Origin of the sequence: uncultured Thomasclavelia sp. (genome assembly GCF_944324745.1) — a bacterium.
Lineage (GTDB): Bacteria > Bacillota_I > Bacilli_A > Erysipelotrichales > Coprobacillaceae > Thomasclavelia.
This window is the reverse complement of record NZ_CALUXO010000024.1, coordinates 1-23,878: the sequence shown is the minus strand read 5'-3', so window position 1 is coordinate 23,878 and position 23,878 is coordinate 1. Positions and strand designations below refer to the sequence as shown.

Here is a 23,878-nt window from a genome sequence, read left to right as displayed (position 1 = left end):
AAATTAATTAAAAATAGCAAAAAAATTAAATTTTCCAAAAAATAATCTTCAAAACAAAAAAAGAAGCTGTAACGCTTCATTAAAGGTTAAAAAAACCTCCTTTCGTTACAGCCCCTTTTAAATGCTTAAATTACTAATATACTTATTGATATCATCATGGCTTGTAAGACGGCTACATGATAACCAATTAACTGTTTTTGGACAGAGCTGGTGTAATATTTGATCAGTTTTGCCTGGTCCGCTGCCACCAGAAGTACAAAATGGAATAATCGTCTTTCCACTAAAATCGTAGCTTTCTAAAAATGTATTAATGATTGTAGGAGCGACATACCACCAAATAGGGAAACCAACAAAGATATAATCATAATCTTCCATATTATCTATTTTGCTGGCAACCTCTGGTCTAGAATCAGGATTATTCATTTCAATTGAACTACGACTTTGTTTATCCATCCAATTTAAATCAGCATTAGTATATGGGATCTTTGGCTTGATTTCAAAAAGATCACCATTAGTTACCTGGGCAATTTTTTGAGCAATTGTTTTGGTAGTATTGCTGCATGAAAAATACGCAACTAATATTTTTTTATCTGTTTTCATAATTTACCTCCTTTTTAATATTGTAAAAGTTAAACTATACTCTAAGTCAAGGATTCTAATAATTTTATTTTAATTATTTTTTCTATTAAAAAATGACAATCAAATAGTTGATTGTCATTAACTTGTTACATTTCCAGAATTAATTCCCATATTATTATTAGTTAATGGCAGCCATTTTAAGATTTCATGAATATATTTATCCCAAAAATACCACTCATGGCCACCTTCATCAATAATATAAGTGTGTTTAATATTTTTTTCAAGTAAATAAGCTGAAAACTTATTGACATCTTTTAATAAACTATCATCTTTGCCAATACATAAATATATTTTAGGCAGCGTAACATTTTGACTAAGTAATTCATCGATTAAATTATAATAATTATTGTCACTTTCATTAATTTTGTCAGCAAGTCCAAAAATAAATTCCATATAGTGTGAGTCTTTAGGAATCAATGGAACATTGAAAGTTCCCGTTTTATAGTAATCTTCCAAAATTAATGCTGGGGATAATGCTGCAAGATAACCAAAGGTATCATGATATCTTAAACCATTAATAATAGCACCATAACCTCCCATAGAAAGCCCTGCAATGAAAGTATCATCTCTTTTAGTAGATAATGGGAAAAGCTTTCTAGTAAAAGTTACTAATTCTTCACCAATAAATTTACCCCACATTTCACCAGAATACTGGTTATCAAGATAAAATTTATTTTCACCTGCTGGCATTATTACTGCTAAATTATAGTCATTTGCCCAAGCTTGAATTCGTGTTCCGCTAATCCAATCAGTATCATTCCCAAAAATTCCATGTAATAAATACAAGGTTTTAAAAGAGGCTTTTTCTTGATTATAATTGGCTTCAGTAAAATTATCGACGGGAATAATTGCCTGAAAACTGACAGTTCTCATTAAATATTTACTTAAAAAATCAACTTTGATCAATGCCATATTTTTACCTCCATTTATATTTTATCATACATTTCCGTATATATTAGTTATTATTGAGCATTTTATTTGTTTATCGTATGAAATGATAGTAAAATTATAAATATATAGAAAATGAAGGTGATAATAATGAGAAAAGTTACTTGTTTTTATTTAACGGAATGTCCTTACTGTATTCAAGCAAAAAAAGCATTAAAAGAGTTAATTGCTGAAAATCCTCTTTATGGTGAAGTAGAAATTGATTGGATTGAAGAATCACAGAATCCTGATATTATTGATCAATACGATTATTATGCAACACCAAGCATGTTTATTGGTAAAGAGAAATTATATGAAGCTTATTTATTTGAAACATACGATGAATGTAAAGCTCATGTAAAAGCAGTATTGGATGAGGCCATGAAATAAAAGAACCTGGGATCACACCCAGGTTTTTAATTTCCAAAAGATATTCCTAATTCTTTAGCATCTTGAATTTCTGGTCCTTCAGGATCAACATATTTTAATTTACCAGCTGATTGTGATAAAGGAATACTTGTAATTTGATTATTTTTTAAAACTACTAATTTTCCATAATCTTGATTGATAACTAATCGAGCTCCGGCAACGCCAAAACGAGTGGAAATGAAGCGATCATAAGGACATGGCTGGCCACCACGCTGAGCATGACCAATACATGAAACCCGAATTTCACTATCAAGATAATCTTCTAATTCTTCAGCAACTTCATAGGCAACTGAACGACCATTTCGGGCCTTGACAATTGCTTTATATTCTTTTTTAGCTAGTTTAGCATCTTCAATTGAGATAGCTCCTTCAGCACAAGCGATTATACTAAAGTTTTTACCAGCTTTTTCTCTTGTTTTAATTGCTTTAGCAATTTTTTCAATATCATAAGGAATTTCTGGTAACAAGATTACATCAGCTCCAGCAGCAATACCAGCTGATAGACAGATATGACCTACTTTATGACCCATGACTTCAATTACAAAGACACGGTTATGGCTGGCAGCTGTTGTGTGAATTTCATCTAAATATCTAGTAGCAATATCAATGGCTGATTGATATCCAAATGTATAATCAGTACCCCAAGTATCATTGTCAATTGTTTTAGGTAAGGCAATCACATTTAAACCTTCTTGAGCTAACATATTAGCTGATTTAATAGAGCCATTGCCTCCAAGAACAACGAGACAGTCTAATTTTAAATCTTGGTAAGTTTTTTTCATTGCTGCTACTTTATCAAAGCCATTCTCAATAACCCGCATTTTTTTAAAAGGACATCTTGATGTTCCTAAAATAGTTCCTCCGACATTAATGATTCCTGAAAAATCTTTGGGTTTCATTTTACGATAATTACCGTACATCAAACCACGATAACCTTGAAGAAATCCAATAATTTCCACATCTTTGACATTTTGATATAAAGTTTTAGCTAAACCACGCATAGTGACATTTAAAGCTTGGCAATCGCCACCGCTAGTTAAAATACCAATTCGCATATCGTCCCCTCCTCCTTTAATTCTTGGCAATTATTTGAAAAAATATTCTTGACTATTTAATGGTGCTTTTTTATTTCTGATTCGTTTATATGTTCCATCACTTAATAAACGACTAGCTTTAACATTATCTTGAAGCATTGTATTAAACATCCAAAGAATTCGTTCTTTAAGTTTTTCATCTAAAATAGGAGCAGCAACTTCAACCCTTCGTTCTAAGTTTCGTGTCATCAAGTCAGCCGATGAAATATAGACTTTTTGATTTTCACCTTTACCAAAGATATAAATTCTAGAATGTTCCAAGTAACGACCAACAATGGAAATGATATTAATATTTTCAGTTAGTCCGGCAACTCCAGGTAAAATACAACAGATACCACGAACGATCATATCGATTTTAACTCCAGCTTGACTGGCTTCAATTAACTTATCAATCATTTCTTTAGAAGTAACTGAGTTGCATTTAAATCCTACGTAAGCCTCTTTACCTTCTTTAGCTAAAGCAATTTGCTCATCGATATACTCAAAGATTTTGGAAATCATGCAATTAGGGGCTACCATTAATAATTTTTCATCATTATCAGTTTCTCCCAGTGATAAGTGATTAAAAATAGTATTCATTTCTTCACCAATTTCATAGTTTGAAGTCATTAATGATAGATCAGTATATAATTTAGCAGTATTTTCATTATAATTTCCAGTACCGATTTGACAAATATACTGAATTCCCTGGTTGTTTTTGTAAGTAATTAAACATAATTTTGAATGTACTTTTAAACCATCTAATCCATAAATAACACGACATCCTGATTCCTCTAACCGTTTTGACCAGTCAATATTATTTTCTTCATCAAATCGAGCTCGTAATTCAACTAAAACTACTACTTCTTTTCCATTTTCAGCAGCTTCGATTAAAGATTTAATAATTTTAGATTTTTTAGCAACTCGATATAAAGTCATTTTGATGCTGGCAACATTAGGATCACGACTAGCTTCATCTAATAGACGTAAAAAAGGTGACATCGATTCAAATGGATAAGCTAGCAGAATATCCTTTTTTAGAACTTGTTTGATCATTGGTACTCGATTTTCTACTAAAGGACTATTTTTAGCTTTCAGTCGTTTATAGAATATTTCCGGATGAATATATTTTAAATAAGCTTGTAGTCTACCAGTAAATTTTAAATCTAATGGAGCATTGGAAACAAATACTTGATTTTTTTGTAAATTCAAGAAATTCATTAACATTAAAACTTCCAGATCTTCTAATCCTGGTGACATTTCTAGTCTGACAGGACTTAGTTTTCTTCGCTGTTTAATTAATGTTTCCATCATTTCACGATAATCTTCATGTCCTTCTAATGAATGATCATCTTCATCAATATCAGCACTACGTGTAACTCTAATAAATGCCTTGTTTTTGATCTTATATTTTGAAAAGATCTTAAAAACAAAATGTAAGATAATATCTTCTACTAAGATAAATCTTCCCTGCATACTTGGAATGGCAATTAATCTTTCGTCCATGGCATTGGCACAAGAGACGATTCCCATTTTTCTTTTTCCTTTTTTAGATTCAAGTTGAACAACAATATAGATTTCACGGTTTTTTAAAAAAGGAAATGGCTGTCTTTTAGAAATAACTTGTGGAGATACTAATGGTAAAATTTCTCGGTCAAAATAATCTTCTAAGTATTTACGATCATCTTTATTTTTTAAATCCTTGTATTTAACAATTCCCCAGCCTAAAACTGCTAGTTCGTCTAAGATTTTTTGATAAATATTATCTTTTTTACGATTTAGATAAGTAATCCGTTTTAAGCAGGCTTTAATTTGTTGCTGAGCTGTCATTTCAGTTTTGTTATCTTTTGAGGCAGGATAAAATAGCATCTGATCATATAATGAACCAATTCTAACCATGAAAAATTCATCTAAGTTAGATTGGAAAATTGAAATAAAATTTAATTTTTCTCCTAAAGGGACATCTTTGTCTTTAGCTTGCAATAATACACGGTTATTGAATTTTAACCATGATAATTCTCGATTATCCATACATTCGTTCATCAATAAAATTCCTCCTATTTTTTACACAGAAATAAGATAATATTATTTCTATAATAATTCAAGCAAAATGGGATAACTTACAAAACCGTTACATATTCTTAAGGTGTTCTTAACAAAAATAACTATTTAAGATATGTTTAATCTTAAACTATAATTAATTATACTTTGATTTTAGGCAATAACAACCAAAATAATTCTTAATTAAAATTTTTCTATAAAAAAACCGTATCAGATTTGATACGGCAAATATTATAATAAATGAATATTATGTTTTTCACAAGCTTCGACCATTTCTTCAGGCCAGATACTTGCTTGTACTTCTCCTACATGAACTTTATTTAATAAAAGCATGCAAAGTCTTGATTGACCAATACCACCACCAATTGTATATGGTAATTCTTTATTTAGAATTTGTTTATGATATGGCAGTTCCAAACGGTCTAAACAATTTTCGATTTCTAATTGTTTAACTAAAGTATCTTCATCCACTCTAATTCCCATTGATGATATTTCCAAAGCGCATTGTAATGGTTCAAACCAGAACAAAATATCGCCATTTAGATCCCAATCATCATAATCAGGAGCACGTCCATCGTGTTTAATACCACTTTTTAATTTTTTTCCTACTCCCATGACAAAAACGCAACCTAATTCTTGACAGATCTTATTTTCTCTTTCATTTGGTGTTAAATCAGGATAACGATCTTCAAGTTCTTGTGAACTAATAAAATGGATCTGATCAGGTAGAGGATTAACGGCTTGAGGATATTTATACCATACTTCATGTTCCATATGTTTAATAACTTTAAAGATTTCGCGAACATGATGTTTTAATGTTTCTTCATTTCTTTCTTCTTTGGCGATGATTTTTTCCCAGTCCCATTGATCTACATAATATGAATGTAAGTTGTCAACTTCTTCATCACGACGAATAGCATTCATATTAGTGTAAAGTCCTTCGTGCATTTTAAAACCATATTTTTTTAAAGCCATTCTTTTCCATTTAGCTAATGAGTGAACAACTTCGATAGTTTCTCCAGGAATTTCTTTGATATCAAAAGAAACAGGATGTTCATAACCATTTAAATTATCATTTAACCCACTGTTTTTTGGTAAAAATAACGGCGCTGAAATCCGTGTTACACCTAATACTTTTCCAATTTCTTTTTGAAAAGTATCCCGAATGTATTTAATTGCTTCCTGTGTTTGACGTAAATCTAAGACAGGGTCATAGTTATCTGGTAAAATTAGTTTCATAATAATTGTTACTCCTTCTTTAGTTTTTATCCATTGTAACATGTATAAAGATGAGGTTACAACAATAAATTGATTTATTTAAGATGATAAAAAATTATTGATATTAGAAAAAATGTGAAAACAAAGGTTGTAAAAAAAGAAAAAAGATATTAATATTTAGGTATGACGGAGGAAAAGTAAATGACCCTAGATAAAAACAAATATCAAAAATATATTCAAATATTAAAAGAAGAACTGGTACCTGCGATGGGGTGTACCGAGCCAATTGCTTTAGCGTATTGTGCCAGTAAAGCTCGTGATGTTCTTGGATGTATTCCCAGCCATTGTTTAGTAGAACTTAGTGGCAATATTATTAAAAATGTTAAAAGTGTTATTGTTCCTAACACTCATGGACTTAAAGGGATTGAAGCAGCTGTTGCTGTTGGAATTATTGCGGGTGATTCTAACCGATTATTAGAAGTGATTTCTGATGTTGCTGAAGCCAAAATCCAGGAAGTAAAAGATTTTTTAAGCCTTAATTGTATTGAAGTTAAACCATTAGAGAGTGAACACGTCTTAGATATTAAGATTACTCTTTATAATGGTAATCAAACAGCTGTAGTTAGAATTATTGATCAACATACTAATATTGTATTGATTGAAAAAAATAATAAAAAAATATTTAAAAAATTAGACGCTGGTGATCATCATGAAGATACAGTTGATCGAAACTGTTTAAATGTTGCTGATATCTATGAATTTGCTAATAATGTCAGTCTTGATGAAATTGAAAAAATAATTAAGCGACAGATTGATTATAACAGTGCTATTGCTAAAGAGGGATTGACTAATAATTATGGTGCTAATATTGGCAGTGTCTTACTTACTACTGGTGATGATGTAGTTACTCGAGCTAAAGCTTGGGCAGCAGCTGGCAGTGATGCTAGAATGAGTGGTTGTGAACTTCCGGTCGTTATTAATTCTGGAAGTGGCAATCAGGGATTAACAGTTTCATTACCGGTAATTGTTTTTGCTCAAGAATTAAATGTTACTAAAGAAAAATTATATCGTGCTTTAGTCTTATCTAATTTAATCGCTATTCATCAAAAATCAGGTATGGGTCGTTTGTCAGCTTATTGTGGGGCTGTTAGTGCTGGGTGTGCGGCCGGATGTGGTATTGCCTATTTACATGATTACGACTATAAATGCATTACGCATACTATTGTTAATTCTCTGGCAATTACTTCAGGGATAATTTGTGATGGGGCTAAATCATCATGCGCTGCTAAAATTGCTGCTAGTGTTGATGCAGGAATTCTTGGATACAAAATGTATCTGCAAGGACAACAGTTTAAAGATGGAGACGGTATAGTTAAAAAAGGGGTCGAAAATACTATTGCCAATGTGGTGCGACTAGGTAAAGAGGGAATGAAAGAAACTGATAAAGAAATAATTAAAATTATGACTAATTGTTAGCTGTCTATGATAAGTAGACAGCTATTTAATTGTCGTAAGTAGCTGACCTTGATACAATAATGTAAAGAGGAGGGATATCGTGGAAAATAAACAGTTTGGTGCTTTGCTCAAGAAAAAAAGACAAGAGTATAGTTTAAGTCAAAGTCAACTGGCTAAAAAATTGCATGTATCAAATAAAACAATTTCACGCTGGGAGAATAATCATGGTTATCCAGATATTGAAACGATTCCTAAGCTAGTAAATATTTTAAAATTGAGTTATGAACAGCTGCTGGATTATAATGCTTATTATTTAAAAAGGAAAAAACGTCGCCAAAAAACAGAAATTATTTTGTTACTAACCGCTGTTTTGATCATTGCTTTAGGAGGCTACCAATATTATCTAGATCATCAAAAATTTTACAGTGAATACAGGGGAAAAGATTTATTAGTTAGTGAAGAGATGATAAATCAGGTAACTGTTGATTTGCAAATGAAAGAAAGTGAGATAGCCACATCAGTGAAACCTTACTATCGCTTTGATCAAAATATGTCTAATGCAATTAATAATTATTTAGATGTTGATAATTTAAAAGAAATCAGCGGAAATCATAGTCAGTTTATCGATGGTATAAATCAGTGGACAGGGACATTACATTTCTTTGGAAAAAATGATCAGAATGTATTAAAAATTCATTGTTATAGTAATGGTCAAGAAACATATTTATTATTTAATCAAAATTCTAATTATGGAGATACTAGTGAAGGAGAGTTATATTATTTAGATCATCAAATAAATTTTGATGAAAAAATGATGAATACCAAATTAGATAAAATTAATTATGATCATAATATCGATAATTCAAGCAATCTTATTTTAATGAATGATAATGAAACTAAAGAATTTATTGAAAATAATTATAGTGATATAGAGCCTTATTTTTTAGATGAAGACATAATTTTAATATTAAAGGATCAGGAAACTTTACAAGATTATCTTATGGTAAAAAGCTGTAATTTTGATTATCAGATAATTGAAACAATTCCTGATGCTAAACAATTGGATGTTTATTTTAGTGGTAAAGAGTATATGTATTATCATGAATATCTTCACTTGTTTAAACTAGATAATAATTATGAAAATTATCATTTTTATTTCAATCAGGAAGCAATGGATGATTTTACAATTAAAGAGATCAATTGCAGGTAAAAAATAAATCTAAAGTATTTATCAATGGTAATGTTTTCAATAATATGATAAACTTACTAATAAGTGAGGTGATGTTGTGGCTAAAAGCCAATATATTGTTTTGGATTTTGAAACTACAGGATTCAATAAATATCATAATGATGAGGTTGTTCAATTTGCTATTATTAATCAAAATGATGAAGTTTTATATAATGAATTATGTCGTCCACGACATCATTTTTCATGGCCTGGGGCTCAAAAAGTCCATCATATTTCGCCATTGATGGTTAAAGATAAAAAACCATTCGATGAATATATTGATGAAGTAAAAAATGTTTTTGAACAATATGATTTTATTGTTTGTTATAATGTCGCTTTTGAACAGGGAATCTTGCAAAACTATGGTTTTGATATTTCTAAATATCAGTTTCGTGATCCTATGAAAGAATTTGCTCCAATATATGGAGAAAAGGGTACCTGGGGTTATAAATGGAAATCATTGACTGTTTGTGCTGATTATTTTGGGTATCAATTTCAGGCTCATGATGCATTAGAAGATGTCAAAGCAACAAGATTTTGTTTTGATAAAATTGTTGAATATCAAACAAAACAAAAACAAAGCAAACAAGTAAGCATTAATAATTGGCAAAGTTTGTTTCAGCCTTCGATCGTTTCTCGAGGACAAGCTTTGTATCAGGAAGATAAAGTTGCCATCATTTTTCAAGATGAAAACCAGATCGTTGGAAATGTCGCTGGAAGTGAAAACTATCTAGTTTCACTTATGATTGCTAATCAAAAAATTAAAAAATTATCATGCAGTTGCCCATATGCTTCTAGGGGCAGACGATGTAAACATATGGCAGCATTATTGTTCAAAGTAAATGAATAATGGAGGATTTATGGCCAATAAATTTCGATTAAAAATAAAATATAGAGAAGAAAGTATTACAGTTGATATTGATGCAATCAATACTTTTGATCAATTACGATTGCTTATTCATAAGCGCTTTGATTTACCGGTTACTAAAGATTATGCTTTTGTTCATGAGTATATTATTTTAGCTTCTGATTCATTAGATGAAACGACTTTAGATGAAAAATTAGAGCTTGGACAAAATATTCACTACATAACTTCTGATGGTACGCATACTTATCGAATTGATATTAATGTATGGGATTATATTTTTGAAACTAGTGATGAGACGATGAAGAAGTTTATGAAATTAGCTAAAAATATGGATCGAGTTCGTCCTAAGCAGAAATATTATCTATCATCTACTCAGCGTAGTTTTATTGATAAGACTTTAAATGATTGTTATGGAACATTAAAAAGCCTGAGTTTTAGTGGTATCTATAATTATCATCTAGTTAAAAATGGTACTAGTTATTTGTGGATACGCGTTATTTATTATATTTTGCATGATAAATATGAAATTAGAGTGTATAATAATTTAGATGATCAAAAAAATGATAAGTATGAATATTTGTTTACTTTCTATGACGCTAATCGGGCATATTTCAAAGGGTATCAAGGAAATTATCGTAATATCTTTGTATTACACCGGGATGATACTTTGAAAAAAGAGGATTTTGAATTCGTTTATTATTTTTTAAATCTAATTATTTATATGTTATCGACAGTTGATCAGGACTTATTATTTGAAAGTCATGAAGACTATTTAGAGTATGATCTGGCAACTGAAACAGTAAAAACCGTCACTCAAATGTAGTGACGGTTTTTTAATAATCGTAATCATCATCGATTTCGATATCATTATTAAAGAATTCTTTTCCAACAACTTTTTTGCGATTACGAGCTTCTTCAACTAATTTTGAAACTAAATCTTTTACTTCTTTAGGATTTTTGATATTTTTAAGCAAAACTTCTTTATCACTGTCGGCTTTGGTATATAGAACAATTGTTCCGGTACCAAAGATTTTTTGGGCTAAAGAACGTTTTAAACAAAGATCAGTAACCCGATATAGCAATAATTCATCGTAGTGAGTACTTATTAGACCAGTTTCCTGGTATAAACGTTCATTTTTGATTTCATATTTTGTAAAACTAAAGGGAAACCACATAAAATGTTTACGATCTTGCCAAATTATTTTTTCCATGGATATCACCACCTTGTCTAGATTATAGCAATAATTATGGTGTTTGAAAATATAAAAATTAATTTGTATCTATTACGCTTCTATGATATACTCTCCAGGTATTTAGAAAGGTATGAAAAATGAGTAAGAAAAAGTTTAATGAATTAGGTTTAAGTATTCAGGTTTTACAAGCAATTGATGCTATGGGATTTTCAAGTCCATCAAAGATTCAAGAAAAAGCGATACCAGTTTTGATGACCGGAGCTGATATAATCGGTCAGGCTCAAACTGGGACTGGAAAAACTTTAGCATTTGGGAGTGTTTTAATTTCTAAAATAAATAGTAATGATAGTAAACTGCCACAAGCTATCATTATTTCTCCGACTCGAGAACTAGCAATGCAGATTCATGAAGAATTACTACGAATTAATAAATATAGTAATTGTAGAATGGCTTGTGTCTATGGTGGCAGTGAGATAGAACGCCAAATTAAAAAGATAAAAAAGGGAATTGATATTATTATTGGAACGCCAGGAAGAATCATGGATTTAATGCGTCGTAAGGTCCTGAATTTAAATGAAGTTAAATATGTTGTTTTAGATGAAGCTGATGAAATGTTAAAAATGGGCTTTGTAGAAGATATTGAAACGATTTTAAAGGGAATAGATAGTCAGCGTCAAACTGTTTTGTTTTCAGCAACCATGCCTGAGGCAATCAAGAATATTGCCAAAAATTATATGAACGAAAACTACCAGCATATAAAAATTTCGTCAAAACAAGTAACGGCAACATCAGTAAAACAATATTATTATGAAGTCAAGCATAAAGATCGCTTTGAAACAGTTTGCCGTTTAATTGATGCTGAAGATATTCAATCAGGAATTATTTTTTGTCGTACTAAACGCAGTGTTGATGAGGTAACCGAAAAAATGCAGCAATCAGGATATAATGTTGAAGCTATGCATGGTGATTTGAATCAAAATCACCGCATGAATACATTAAGAAAATTTAAAGAAGGAACAATTAATTTTTTAATTGCCACTGATGTAGCTGCTCGAGGGATTGATGTTGAAAATGTAACCCATGTAATTAATTATGAATTGCCACAAGATATTGAATCGTATGTTCATAGAATTGGCAGAACTGGAAGAGCTAATAAAGAAGGGGTTGCTTACACAATTATTACACCTAAAGAAAAAGGTTTTTTAAATCAAATTGAATTAGCTACTAAAACAACTATTAGTAAAGCTAAAGTACCAACTTTACAGGAAATATATCAAAATAAAGTTGGAACCTTGATCAGTCAGGTAGAAGATGTGGTTTTATCTAATCAACATAAAAAGTTTAAATCAATTATCAATGAGCTAGATCCATCATTATTACCAGATTTTGCTGCAGCCATGTTGCAAATGCTTTATCAAGATCGTTTAGGCTATGATTATAAAAGAGATGCGATCAAAGAAACGTCTAAGGGTAGTGGTGATTATGTCCGAATTTTTTTAAGTGCTGGAAAGATGGATGGAGTAAGCATTCCTTTATTGATTGATTTTTTGATTTCTCATGCAAAAATCAAAAAAGAAGATATTGGTGATATTGATATTAAAAGAAAATTTACTTTTGTAGATATTAAAAAAGCTGTATTAGAGCAGGTAGTGGTTAAGTGTCATCGTCAAAAAATTAAAAAGCGTCGAGTTGAAATTGAGATTGCTAATAGTCGCTAGTTAGATAGCGCTAAAGAGAGCGATCTCTTTTTAAAAAAATAATTTTTAAACCGCTTACACTTGAACCGGTGGTCTAAGATGTGTATAATATACTCATGGATTGATTCTAAGGAGGATTAGATTGAATGAAAAAATATGTTTATATGTTTAGTGAAGGTAACGAAATGATGCGTGACCTTCTTGGTGGTAAAGGTGCTAACTTAGCTGCTATGGTTAATTTAGGGTTACCAGTACCTCAAGGTTTCACTGTTAAAACAGAAGCATGTAATGAATACTATGCTGATGGGCAAGTTATCAATGATGAAATGAAAAAACAAATTGATGAATGCCTAGAAAGACTTGAAAAATTAGCAGGAAAAAAATTGGGAGATTTAGAAAACCCATTACTAGTTTCAGTACGTTCTGGTGCTAAATTCTCAATGCCAGGTATGATGGATACAATCTTGAACTTAGGTTTAAATGATCAAACTGTTGAAGTTGTTGCCAAACGTACTAATAACAAGAGATTTGCTTATGACAGCTATCGTCGTTTTATCCAAATGTATAGTGATGTTGTATGCGAAGTTGATAAAGAAAAATTTGAAGAAAAATTAACTGAATTAAAAACTAAAAACGGTTATGAAAGTGATTTGGATATCACTGCAGAAGATTTCGAAAATATCATTATTCCTCAATACAAAGAAATCTTCAAAACTGAATTAGGTAGAGATTTCCCACAAGATGCTAAAGAACAATTAATGGGAGCAATCTTAGCTGTATTTAGATCTTGGAACAATGAACGTGCTATTATCTATCGTAACTTAAATGGAATTTCTCATGATTTAGGTACTGCTGTAAACGTTCAACAAATGGTATTTGGTAACATGGGAAATGATTCTGGTACAGGTGTATTATTCACACGTAACGCTGCTAATGGTGATAATCATATTTATGGTGAATATTTAATTAACGCTCAAGGTGAAGACGTTGTTGCTGGTATTAGAACACCTCAAAAAATTTCAAAATTAGAAGAAGATATGCCAGAAATCTATGCACAATTAGTAAAAATCGTTAAAGGTCTAGAAAATCACTATCGTGATATGCAAGACTGTGAATTTACTGTTGAAAATGGAAAACTATTTATCTTACAAACTCGTAATGGTAAACGTACAGGTCAAGCTGCTTTAAAAATTGCTGTTGATTTAGTACATGAAGGTTTAATTACTAAACAAGAAGCTTTAACAAGAATTGAAGCAGATCAAGTTTCTCAATTATTACATCCAAACTTTGATGATGAAGCTTTGAAAAATGCTGAAGAAGTTCTTGAAGGTTTACCTGCTTCACCAGGAGCTGGTTCTGGTAAAGTATACTTAACAGCAGATAAAGTTCATGAAATGAGAGAAGCTGGTGAAAATGTACTATTAGTAAGACATGAAACTTCTCCTGAAGATATTCAAGGTATGGTTGATTGCGAAGGTATCTTAACTTCTACTGGTGGTATGACTAGCCATGCAGCCGTAGTTGCTCGTGGTATGGGTAAATGCTGTATCGTTGGTGCTAAAGGTTTATCAATCGATTATGATGCTAAAACATTTACAATTGACGGAGTAACTTATCCAGAAGGAACTGAATTATCATTAGATGGTACTACTGGTAAAGTATACAAAGGTGTCTTAGAAGTAAAAGAATCTGAATTAACTGGTGATTTTGCTGAATTAATGAGCTGGGCTGATGAAGTTAAAAAATTAGCTGTTCGTGCTAATGCTGATAGCCCTAAAGATGCTGAAGTAGCTATCAAATTTGGTGCTGAAGGTATTGGATTATGCCGTACAGAACATATGTTCTTTGAAGGTGACAGAATTGAATATGTAAGACAAATGATTTTATCTGATACTGTTGAAGAAAGAATCAAAGCATTGGATGAATTATATAAATTCCAAGTTGAAGACTTTAAAGGAATCTATCGTGCAATGGTTGGTTTACCAGTTACTGTACGTTTATTAGATCCACCTCTTCATGAATTCTTACCTCATACAGATGATGAATATCAAGCTGTTGCTGATAAATTAGGTAAAACATTAGAAGAAGTAAAAGCTAAAGGTGCTTCATTAAAAGAAATCAACCCTATGTTAGGACATCGTGGTTCACGTTTAGCAGTTACTTATCCTGAAATTTATAATATGCAAGTTACAGCTATCATTGATGCAGCAATTGCTGTTGAAGAAGAATTAGGATGCACTATTGTTCCTGAAATCATGCTACCATTAATTGGTACTGAAGCTGAAATCGTATATGTAAAACATAATGTAGTAAATGCAATTGAAAAAGCTAAAAAAGCTAAAGGGTCTAACATTGAATACAAGATTGGTACAATGATTGAAATTCCTAGAGCTGCATTAACTGCTGATGAAATTGCTAAACACGCTGAATTCTTCTCATTTGGTACAAATGACTTAACTCAAATGACATTTGGATTCTCACGTGATGATATCGGAAGTTTCTTACCTGATTATATCGATAAGAAAGTATTCCAAGTTGACCCATTTGTTTCATTAGATCAAAAAGGTGTTGGTCAATTAATTGATATTGCAGCTAAAAAAGGTCGTAGCACTCGTCCAAATATCAAACTTGGTATTTGTGGAGAACATGGTGGTGACCCAGAATCAATTAAATTCTGTCATAAAGTAGGATTAAATTATGTATCTTGTTCACCATATCGTGTATTAGTAGCAAGATTAGCTGCTGCGCAAGCTGCTGCAGAAGAAATTATCTTAGAACATAATAAAGATAAAGTTATTGAAGCAGATAAATAATTTAAGAAAACTGACGTCTCTTGAATAAAGAGACGTTTTTTCTTTTTCTTAGCTGATTAATTTGTTATAATGGATTTGGTGATTAGATGAAAAATATTGTCATAGTTGCAACTGGAGGTACAATAGCAGGTAGTGGTCAAGTTGGTAAAACAGCTAATTATCATGCTGGAACAATTGATATCACTCAAATCATTGATACTATTCCATTAATAAATGAAGTTGCTAATATTGAAGCTATCCAGTTATTTAATTTTGATAGTAATGAAATGAATGAAGAACATTGGGTTGTTTTAGTTAATAAAATAAATGAACTTGCCAGAGATGATCATGTCGATGGTATTGTTGTAACTCATGGTACAGATACTTTAGATGAAACAGCCTATTTTTTAAATTTAACAGTACATACTTATAAACCAGTTGTTTTGACTGGTGCCATGCGTCCGGCTAGTGCTACCAGTGCTGATGGACCATTGAATCTATATCAAGCTGTGTGTCTAGCTGCTAATGATCAGGCCTTAGGACATGGCGTGATGGCAGTTTTTTCTAGTACGATTTATTCTGGACGTGATATTCAAAAAACTAACAGTTTTAAAACTGATGCTTTTGATCAAAAAGATTTTGGGTGTTTAGGATATATGATTGACGATCAGGTAATGATGTTTTCAAGAACATTTAAAAAACATACGTTGCAATCGATGTTTAGTCAAATTTCTTTAAATGACTTACCAAAAGTTGGAATTGCTTATTATTATGCAGGTGCTTCTGGTGAAATCTTAAAATATCTGGCGGAAACTTGTAAAGGAATTGTGATTATTGGTAGCGGTCGTGGAGACTATAGTGATGAATGGCTGCAAGTAATTGAAGAGTTGAGTGATCAAGGAATTATATTTGTTCGCTCTTCAAGGGTTCATCAGGGGATTGTTTACGAAGATGAATATTTTGATCCACATCAAAAATGTGTGCCATCTAATACATTATCAGGACAAAAGGCACGAGTTTTATTAATGTTATCATTAAAAGTTACTAATGATTTAAATGAGATTAAACAAATTTTTAATGAATATTAGGGGGGATGAATAATGGGAAAAATACGCTTGAATCTAGATAGTATCGCAATGATGTTATTTTGTGCGCGCTTGAAAGCCTATAAAGAACCCCCTTTATCAACAGAGGAATGGTTGTTAGTAGAAAAAGGAATCAAAAAACAGGGGTTAAGTGGCCCTTCGGATTTGTTATCGCTAAGCCAGATGGAGTTAGAGGAATTACTAGAAATTAATGAATTCGTTGCTTATAAGATGTATAAACGAATTAAAACATTGAATATTTTTTTGAGTATCTTAAATAATTTTGAAAAGAATAATATTAATATCACGACAAAATACGAAGATGATTTTCCGGTTTCTTTAACCAAACATTTGAAAAAAAGAGCCCCATTGTATTTGTTTTATTGCGGTGATATCCGAATTGTAAATGAAGGAATATCTTTGATGGGGTTAGTAAAAGTAACTAAAAAAGATCGCCTTTATACCAAACGGTTAATTGATAAAGCAATTGATGAAAACTATGTCTATGTTTCTCATGATTCTAAAGGAATTGATAATGTTGCTTTGCGCTATGCATTAAATCATGGCTGCAATTGTGTTAATTTTGTTTGTGAACGGTTAACTGCTAAACAAAAAACTTATAGTCGATTTATTAAATCAGGACAATTGGTTATGCTTTGTGCTGAAGATCCTAACTCTTATTTTGATGTTACAAATGCAATAGATCGAAATACCTATGTTTGTGCTTTATCGAAATATCAAATAGTTGTTTCCAGTACGATAAACAATGGAGCTACCTGGTTTACAGCTTTGCAGAATCTTCATAATAAGTGGACGATTCCTTTGGCTATTGAGGGAATTTATTTAGGTAATGATCGGCTGTTAGATATGGGAGTCACTCCAATATTTACCGATGATCTTTTATCTTCAGATTCATTTGATGCTATTTATGAAAAAAATAAAAAAGAAGTTGAAAATAATGAAGTTAATATTGATCAGATGTCAATTTTTGAATTTTTAGGAGAATAAAATGAATTATGACTATCGAAGATTTCCAGTAACTAGTTTATTAGTTGTTTTATGTGTAGTTGTTTATGGCTATACTACTATTCGTTATGGATTTGAGATGAATGCTTATCAAGGAATTGAGGCTGATGGTTTTAATCCGATTCTGGTGATTGATTTACATCAGTATTATCGTTTAATAACAGCTAATTTAATTCATTTTGGAATAATGCATATTTTTTGTAATTGTTATTCGTTGATTAATCTAGGATCTGTAATGGAACAGCTATTAGGGATGAAAAGATATTTAATTGTGATTATAATTTCGGCTTTAGCTACTACGATGTTGCCATGTTTGTACTATATAGTTACTGGTAATGGTGGCAACAGTGTTATGGGTGGCATTTCAGGCGTTATTTTTGGATTGATGGGAGCTTTATTGGCATTGGCATGGAAATTTAAAAATATATATGCTTATTTGTTTAAACAGATAGCTCCTAGCGTTATCTTAATGATTTTAATATCATTATTAGTGCCATCTATTTCTTTAGCAGGCCATATTTCAGGAATGATTGGAGGTTTTATAGCTACAATTGGGATAATTAAATTTATTCCTAAGGCAATATGGAAAAATAGTTATCATAATTTAGTTAATTAAAAACTTATAATTTATGGAGGGAAAAAATGAAACAGAGAGTTAAAAAAGCAATTATTCCAGCAGCTGGGCTGGGTACACGGTTTTTACCAGCAACTAAAGCTTTAGCAAAGGAAATGTTACCAATTGTTGATACTCCAACAATTCAATATATTATTCAAGAAGCAGTTGATAGTGGTATTGAAGAAATACTGATTATTACTAATTCCAATAAGCATTCAATGGAAAATCATTTTGATAAATCATATGAGTTAGAAGCCCGTTTAACAGAGGCTGGTAAAATGGAACAAGTCAAAATGATTCAGGATATTGCCAATATGGCTAATATTTATTATATTCGTCAAAAAGAACCTAAAGGATTAGGACATGCCGTTTTATGTGCTAAATCGTTTATCGGTGATGAACCTTTTGCGGTGTTATTAGGTGATGATGTTGTTGTCAATGATGGAGGTAAGCCAGCATTAAAACAATTGATCGACAGTTATATGAAAAAAGAGGCTTCAGTTGTTGGGGTTCAAACGATCAATCATGATGATGTCAGCAAATATGGGATTGTTAGTCCATCAAGATCACATCCAGTTGAAGATAATGGTCGTTTAGTAAAATTAAATGATATGGTAGAAAAGCCAGCAATTGAAGATGCTCCTAGTGATATGGCTGTTTTAGGAAGATATGTTCTTACACCAAAGATTTTTGAGTTGCTAGAGACTCAAGAAAAAGGGGCTGGCGGTGAAATTCAGTTGACTGATGCTATCAAACGATTGATGGATATTCAGGCAGTTTATGCTTATGATTTTGAAGGTATTCGTTATGATGTTGGTGATAAATTTGGTTTTATTAAAGCAACAATTGATTTTGCATTAAATCGGGATGATTTGAAGGATAAAGTAAGTGCTTATATTAAACAAATTGTAGAGGAAGAACGGTAAATGGGATTTAAAGAAAAATATCAGGACTATAAACAAAAACGGGAAGCAAGAGCTTTTTTTAATCAGCATAACTATGAAAAAGTTAAAGTTGGCGATTGGTTTGTAGCGTTTTTTGTTGGGGTTGCTATTACTACAGTAGCGGGGATTATCTTAAATGTTATAACTAATTTTTTAGGTTTTAATCTTTCGTTATTTGCAATTATTATTGGGATATTGCAAGCTCGAGGTATTCAAAGGGTTTTGAATAAAAGTGGTCAGCAGCTGGCAATTGTTTCAGTTTTCAGTTTTTTGATTGGAATTATTCTTGGTAATGCTATTTATGCTTTGATGTATATCCCATTTTGGGGTTTACCGGTGATAATCGAATTGTTTAAATTCTGTTTTCGTTATTTTTTTACTGGAAGCTTACAGACACTTATTATTTATTTGTTTGGAGCTATTGCCTCTTATTTAAGTTTAAAAAATTAATAGTTTGATTGGTGTATCAATAGGATATGCCAATCTTTTTTATTAGTATGTTTTTTAGGTATAGTGTTATGTGTTTTGGGTATTGTATTTTTTATGTGATTAGGAGTATATTATTAATAAATAATACAAACAAATATTTGTGAGATATTTTTAAGAAAAATAAAAAGAGATAAGATATTTATTATGTGTTATTGAATAATTATTATACTGTTGAGTGATTATTTTTGGTTGTTTGAAAGATGATAGATAGTACTTAGGTTCGAGTAAAGTCTTTTGACAATCATATAAGCAAAGTAGTATAATAATGTTATGCAAAAGGAGGATTAAAAGAAATGGCTAAAAAGTTTTTATCAATGGATGGTAATACAGCTGCCGCACACGTCGCTTATGCGTTTACTGAAGTAGCTAGTATTTATCCAATTACACCATCATCTCCAATGGCTGAAAATGCTGAAGCGTGGGCCGCTCAAGGAAAGAAAAATATATTTGGTTCACCTGTTAATGTTATTGAAATGCAGTCTGAAGCTGGAGCTGCTGGTGCCGTTCACGGAGCACTTCAAGGTGGTGCATTAGCTACTACATTCACTGCATCTCAAGGTTTATTATTGATGATTCCTAATTTATATAAAATTGCTGGTGAATTGTTACCAGGTGTTTTCCATGTCTCAGCAAGAGCCCTTGCAACAAGAGCGTTAAATATTTTTGGAGATCATCAAGATATTTATGCATGTCGTCAAGTTGGAATGCCGATGATTTGTTCTCACTCTGTTCAAGAAGTAATGGATCTAGGTGGTATTGCTCACTTAACTGCAATCAAAGCATCAGTTCCTGTAATGCACTTTTTTGATGGATTTAGAACATCACATGAAATTCAAAAAGTAGAAGTAATGGACTATGATGTTCTTGAAAGTTTATTAGATAAGGAAGCACTTGCTCGTTTTAAGAAAAATGCTTTAAACCCTCATACTAATCCAATCGAAAGAGGGGGAGCAGAAAATGATGATATCTATTTCCAAGGACGTGAAGCGCAAAATAAACATTATGCTGCAGTTGTGGAAATTGTCAATGATTACATGCAAAAAATCTCTGAGATTACAGGAAGACATTATGCACCATTTACATACTATGGTGATCCAGAAGCAACTAAAGTTATCGTTGCTATGGGTTCAGTAACTGAAACAATTAAAGAAACAATTGATGAATTAGAAAAAAGAGGAGAAAAGCTTGGTTTAATTAAAGTACATCTATATCGACCATTTTCTGCAAAATATTTATTAGCAGTTTTACCAGAAACAGTAGAAAAAGTAGCAGTATTGGATCGTACTAAAGAAATGGGAGCTACTGGAGAACCTCTATATCTAGATGTAGTTAGTGTCTTAAAAGATGTTGATCATGTTAAAACAATAATTGGTGGTCGTTATGGTATGGGGTCTAAAGATACAACTCCTCGCCAAATCAAAGCGGTCTATGATCATTTATCAGATGATGATCCATTTACATCGTTTACAATTGGTATCAACGATGATGTTACTAACTTATCATTAAAAGAAGATCCTACTTTCCATGTAGATGCTGATTATACTGCTTGTCTATTCTATGGATTGGGTTCTGATGGTACTGTATCTGCTAATAAATCTTCAATTAAGATTATTGGTGATCATACTGATTTATATTCACAAGCTTATTTTGCATATGATTCTAAAAAAGCTGGTGGTGCCACTCGTTCTAACTTGAGATTTGGTCATACACCAATTAGAGCAACATATTATGTAAATAATGCTGATTTTATTTCATGTTCATTAGATAATTATGTTATTAAATATGACATGTTAAAGAATTTAAAAGATGGTGGAACTTTCTTATTAAATACTGAATTTTCTAAGGAAGAAATAATTGATTATTTGCCTAACCGTGTTAAAAAACAATTAGCAGATAAGCATGCTAAATTCTATATTATTAATGCCAATAAGATTGCTGATGAAATTGGTATGGGAAGAAGAACTAATACAATTTTACAATCTGCATTCTTTGCTTTGAATCCACAAATTTTACCTATTGAAAAATCTGTTGAATACATGAAAGAAATGGCTAAAAAGACATATGGTAAAAAAGGTGATGCCATTGTTGAATTAAACTATAAAGCAATTGATGCTGGAAAAGATGCAATTGAAGAAGTAAGTGTTGATCCAGCTTGGTCTGATTTAACAGTTATTAATACTAAGACAAAAACAGGAGATGAACATTTTGATAATTTCGTTTCTGTAATTAATAGTTTGGACGGTTATGATTTACCAGTTTCAGCTTTCATGGATAAACTTGATGGTTCGATGAAATCTGGTGTAGCAATTAAAGAAAAAAGAGCAATTGCTATTCAAGTACCACGTTGGAACAAAGATAACTGTATTCAATGTAATAACTGTGTAATGGTATGTCCTCATGCTACTATTCGTGCATTCTTGTTAGATGAAGAAGAAATGGCTAATTTACCAGAAGATATTTCTGATGATGTATTAAAACCAATGGGTAAAAATGTTGATGGATTAGTATATCGTATTCAAGTGTCACCAGATAACTGCGTTGGATGTGGTTTGTGTGTAACTGAATGTCCAGGTAAAAAAGGTCAAAAAGCTCTAGAAATGGTTGGTGTCAAAGAAGAATTAGTACATGCACCACTTGCTGATTATATGTATGCTAATGTTAAATATCGTGATGATAAATATCCATTGACTACTGCTAAAGGTGTCGGATTTATGAGACCATATTTTGAAGTTTCTGGTGCCTGTGGTGGTTGTGGTGAAACTCCATATTATCGTTTAGTTTCACAATTATTTGGAAAAGATATGATGATTGCTAATGCAACTGGATGTAGTTCAATTTATGGAGGTTCAACTCCTTCAACGCCTTGTACAATTGATCCAAATGGTGAAGGACCTGCTTGGGCTAACTCATTATTTGAAGATAATGCTGAATATGGTTTCGGTATGAAACTTGCTGAAAATTATAAGGAAGGTCACATGATGAAAATCATGGAAGAAAATAAAGATGATTGTGAACCTGAATTAAAAGCATTATTGGAAGATTATCTTGAAAATAAAGGAAATCGTGAAAAGGAAAGAGAACTTGCACCTAAGATTTTAGATGCAGTCAAAGCTTCAGCAAATGAACCAATTAAAGAAATATTAAATCATGAAGGTGATTTAGTTTCTAAGTCTCAATGGATCATTGGTGGTGATGGATGGGCTTATGATATCGGTTATGGTGGATTAGACCATGTTATTGCTAATAATCAAAATGTTAATATCTTAGTCTTAGACACTGAAGTATATTCTAATACTGGTGGTCAATCTTCTAAATCATCACAAGCTGGTTCAATCGCTAAATTTACAGCTGGTGGTAAATCAGTTGCTAAAAAAGATTTAGCTCAAATCGCTATGGCATATGGTCATGTATATGTAGCTCAAATTGCTATGGGAGCTAATACTGCTCAAACAATTAAAGCATTAAAAGAAGCTGAAAGTTATAATGGTCCATCATTGATCATAGCATATGCTCCATGTGCTGAACATGGAATTAAAGGTGGTTTAGCAAACCATCAAAGACAACAAAAAGAAGCGGTTGCTTGTGGATACTTTAACTTATTAAGATATGATCCAAGATTAGAAGATCAAGGTAAAAATCCATTGCAATTAGATTCAAAAACACCTAATTATGATAACTTTAAAAACTTCTTATTATCAGAAAACCGTTTTGCACAGTTATCAAAAGTCAATCCAGATCATGCTGATGAATTGATGGAAAAATGTTTAAATGATGCTAAGAAACGTCGTGCAAGATTAGAAAGAATGCTTTAAAAATTCATTGATAAAAGATTGTTAATCAGGTATCGGTTTAAAACCGATACCTTTTTGTTAAAAAAAAGTAAAAAAATGAATAAAAAACTTTACAAATGTAAATATTAATGATAGAATAACTTTGCACTCAGGGAAAAGTCGAAAAAAAGATTGACAAAAGGCTCGAAAGAGTGTAGGATAAATAAGTCGGCGAAAGAGCCGGAAGAGGACATTGAAAACTGAACAGAATCGAGAATAAATTACAAACACGTCAAAGAAAAAAGAGAGAGCAAAGGCGAAAAGCCTAAAAGGATATAAACAATGGAGAGTTTGATCCTGGCTCAGGA

General features: G+C 31.5%; 19 protein-coding genes. 13 read left to right on the top strand and 6 right to left on the bottom strand.

What is annotated here, in order from left to right:
- Positions 1-117: 117 nt before the first annotated feature.
- Both Q0K54_RS02560 and Q0K54_RS02555 read right to left on the bottom strand, forming a co-directional pair.
- Positions 118-600: a flavodoxin gene (locus tag Q0K54_RS02560; protein ID WP_294578281.1), complete on the bottom strand. Its 483-nt coding sequence runs from the start codon at positions 598-600 to the stop codon at positions 118-120.
- A gap of 117 nt (positions 601-717) precedes the next feature.
- Positions 718-1,551 (bottom strand): alpha/beta hydrolase family protein, encoded by an 834-nt coding sequence (locus Q0K54_RS02555; RefSeq protein WP_294578280.1) that lies wholly within the window; start codon positions 1,549-1,551, stop codon positions 718-720.
- 126 nt (positions 1,552-1,677) lie between these two features.
- Between Q0K54_RS02555 and Q0K54_RS02550 the strand changes: the two genes are divergently transcribed.
- Entirely contained in the window at positions 1,678-1,956 is a 279-nt protein-coding gene (locus tag Q0K54_RS02550; protein WP_294578279.1) for a thioredoxin family protein, read from the top strand.
- Positions 1,957-1,982: 26 nt separating this feature from the next.
- Here the strand turns inward: Q0K54_RS02550 and Q0K54_RS02545 are convergent, their stop codons facing one another.
- The 3 genes from Q0K54_RS02545 to asnA form a co-directional block, all read right to left on the bottom strand.
- The gene (locus tag Q0K54_RS02545; RefSeq protein WP_294578278.1) at positions 1,983-3,050 is read right to left on the bottom strand and encodes a 6-phosphofructokinase; all 1,068 of its coding nucleotides are present in this window, start codon (positions 3,048-3,050) and stop codon (positions 1,983-1,985) included.
- A gap of 30 nt (positions 3,051-3,080) precedes the next feature.
- Positions 3,081-5,111: a polyphosphate kinase 1 gene (gene ppk1, locus Q0K54_RS02540; RefSeq protein ID WP_294578277.1), complete on the bottom strand. Its 2,031-nt coding sequence runs from the start codon at positions 5,109-5,111 to the stop codon at positions 3,081-3,083.
- Between the two features lie 249 nt (positions 5,112-5,360).
- Positions 5,361-6,368: an aspartate--ammonia ligase gene (gene asnA / locus Q0K54_RS02535; protein WP_294578276.1), complete on the bottom strand. Its 1,008-nt coding sequence runs from the start codon at positions 6,366-6,368 to the stop codon at positions 5,361-5,363.
- 180 nt (positions 6,369-6,548) lie between these two features.
- Here asnA and Q0K54_RS02530 point away from each other — a divergent pair, with 180 nt between their 5' ends.
- From Q0K54_RS02530 to Q0K54_RS02515, 4 genes are all read left to right on the top strand, one after another.
- Positions 6,549-7,823: a serine dehydratase subunit alpha family protein gene (locus Q0K54_RS02530; RefSeq protein WP_294578275.1), complete on the top strand. Its 1,275-nt coding sequence runs from the start codon at positions 6,549-6,551 to the stop codon at positions 7,821-7,823.
- Between the two features lie 79 nt (positions 7,824-7,902).
- Entirely contained in the window at positions 7,903-9,012 is a 1,110-nt protein-coding gene (locus Q0K54_RS02525; RefSeq protein ID WP_294578274.1) for a helix-turn-helix domain-containing protein, read from the top strand.
- Positions 9,013-9,088: 76 nt separating this feature from the next.
- Positions 9,089-9,880 (top strand): exonuclease domain-containing protein, encoded by a 792-nt coding sequence (locus tag Q0K54_RS02520; protein WP_294578273.1) that lies wholly within the window; start codon positions 9,089-9,091, stop codon positions 9,878-9,880.
- 10 nt (positions 9,881-9,890) lie between these two features.
- Positions 9,891-10,721, top strand: coding sequence for a hypothetical protein (locus tag Q0K54_RS02515; protein WP_294578272.1), 831 nt, complete (start codon positions 9,891-9,893; stop codon positions 10,719-10,721).
- A gap of 10 nt (positions 10,722-10,731) precedes the next feature.
- On the opposite strand, the gene Q0K54_RS02510 is transcribed toward Q0K54_RS02515, so the two are convergent.
- Positions 10,732-11,109: a PH domain-containing protein gene (locus Q0K54_RS02510; RefSeq protein WP_294578271.1), complete on the bottom strand. Its 378-nt coding sequence runs from the start codon at positions 11,107-11,109 to the stop codon at positions 10,732-10,734.
- Positions 11,110-11,228: 119 nt separating this feature from the next.
- Here Q0K54_RS02510 and Q0K54_RS02505 point away from each other — a divergent pair, with 119 nt between their 5' ends.
- From Q0K54_RS02505 to nifJ, 8 genes are all read left to right on the top strand, one after another.
- Positions 11,229-12,809: a DEAD/DEAH box helicase gene (locus Q0K54_RS02505; protein ID WP_294578270.1), complete on the top strand. Its 1,581-nt coding sequence runs from the start codon at positions 11,229-11,231 to the stop codon at positions 12,807-12,809.
- 125 nt (positions 12,810-12,934) lie between these two features.
- On the top strand, positions 12,935-15,601 hold the full coding sequence (gene ppdK, locus Q0K54_RS02500) for a pyruvate, phosphate dikinase (protein WP_294578269.1): 2,667 nt from the start codon (positions 12,935-12,937) through the stop codon (positions 15,599-15,601).
- An 86-nt stretch (positions 15,602-15,687) separates the two neighbouring features.
- Positions 15,688-16,668 (top strand): asparaginase, encoded by a 981-nt coding sequence (locus Q0K54_RS02495; RefSeq protein ID WP_294578268.1) that lies wholly within the window; start codon positions 15,688-15,690, stop codon positions 16,666-16,668.
- Between the two features lie 12 nt (positions 16,669-16,680).
- Positions 16,681-17,673, top strand: coding sequence for a DNA-processing protein DprA (locus Q0K54_RS02490; protein ID WP_294578267.1), 993 nt, complete (start codon positions 16,681-16,683; stop codon positions 17,671-17,673).
- A 1-nt stretch (position 17,674) separates the two neighbouring features.
- On the top strand, positions 17,675-18,307 hold the full coding sequence (locus tag Q0K54_RS02485; protein ID WP_294578266.1) for a rhomboid family intramembrane serine protease: 633 nt from the start codon (positions 17,675-17,677) through the stop codon (positions 18,305-18,307).
- A gap of 26 nt (positions 18,308-18,333) precedes the next feature.
- A complete protein-coding gene (gene galU / locus Q0K54_RS02480) occupies positions 18,334-19,233 on the top strand; it encodes a UTP--glucose-1-phosphate uridylyltransferase GalU (RefSeq protein WP_294578265.1) in 900 nt (299 codons plus the stop codon).
- A complete protein-coding gene (locus tag Q0K54_RS02475; RefSeq protein ID WP_294578264.1) occupies positions 19,234-19,701 on the top strand; it encodes a hypothetical protein in 468 nt (155 codons plus the stop codon).
- A gap of 332 nt (positions 19,702-20,033) precedes the next feature.
- On the top strand, positions 20,034-23,552 hold the full coding sequence (nifJ, locus tag Q0K54_RS02470; RefSeq protein ID WP_294578263.1) for a pyruvate:ferredoxin (flavodoxin) oxidoreductase: 3,519 nt from the start codon (positions 20,034-20,036) through the stop codon (positions 23,550-23,552).
- The last annotated feature ends 326 nt before the right edge of the window (positions 23,553-23,878 follow it).

Bases quoted from the DNA above. Each gene is read 5' to 3' on its own strand.
- asnA (WP_294578276.1), bottom strand. From the start codon at position 6,368: ATGAAACTAATTTTACCAGATAACTATGACCCTGTCTTAGATTTACGT.
- Q0K54_RS02505 (WP_294578270.1), top strand. From the start codon at position 11,229: ATGAGTAAGAAAAAGTTTAATGAATTAGGTTTAAGTATTCAGGTTTTA.
- Q0K54_RS02530 (WP_294578275.1), top strand. From the start codon at position 6,549: ATGACCCTAGATAAAAACAAATATCAAAAATATATTCAAATATTAAAA.
- Q0K54_RS02495 (WP_294578268.1), top strand. From the start codon at position 15,688: ATGAAAAATATTGTCATAGTTGCAACTGGAGGTACAATAGCAGGTAGT.
- Q0K54_RS02550 (WP_294578279.1), top strand. From the start codon at position 1,678: ATGAGAAAAGTTACTTGTTTTTATTTAACGGAATGTCCTTACTGTATT.
- Q0K54_RS02555 (WP_294578280.1), bottom strand. From the start codon at position 1,551: ATGGCATTGATCAAAGTTGATTTTTTAAGTAAATATTTAATGAGAACT.
- Q0K54_RS02515 (WP_294578272.1), top strand. From the start codon at position 9,891: ATGGCCAATAAATTTCGATTAAAAATAAAATATAGAGAAGAAAGTATT.
- nifJ (WP_294578263.1), top strand. From the start codon at position 20,034: ATGGCTAAAAAGTTTTTATCAATGGATGGTAATACAGCTGCCGCACAC.
- ppk1 (WP_294578277.1), bottom strand. From the start codon at position 5,111: ATGAACGAATGTATGGATAATCGAGAATTATCATGGTTAAAATTCAAT.
- Q0K54_RS02490 (WP_294578267.1), top strand. From the start codon at position 16,681: ATGGGAAAAATACGCTTGAATCTAGATAGTATCGCAATGATGTTATTT.
- Q0K54_RS02485 (WP_294578266.1), top strand. From the start codon at position 17,675: ATGAATTATGACTATCGAAGATTTCCAGTAACTAGTTTATTAGTTGTT.
- Q0K54_RS02545 (WP_294578278.1), bottom strand. From the start codon at position 3,050: ATGCGAATTGGTATTTTAACTAGCGGTGGCGATTGCCAAGCTTTAAAT.
- Q0K54_RS02510 (WP_294578271.1), bottom strand. From the start codon at position 11,109: ATGGAAAAAATAATTTGGCAAGATCGTAAACATTTTATGTGGTTTCCC.
- Q0K54_RS02475 (WP_294578264.1), top strand. From the start codon at position 19,234: ATGGGATTTAAAGAAAAATATCAGGACTATAAACAAAAACGGGAAGCA.
- Q0K54_RS02560 (WP_294578281.1), bottom strand. From the start codon at position 600: ATGAAAACAGATAAAAAAATATTAGTTGCGTATTTTTCATGCAGCAAT.
- ppdK (WP_294578269.1), top strand. From the start codon at position 12,935: ATGAAAAAATATGTTTATATGTTTAGTGAAGGTAACGAAATGATGCGT.
- galU (WP_294578265.1), top strand. From the start codon at position 18,334: ATGAAACAGAGAGTTAAAAAAGCAATTATTCCAGCAGCTGGGCTGGGT.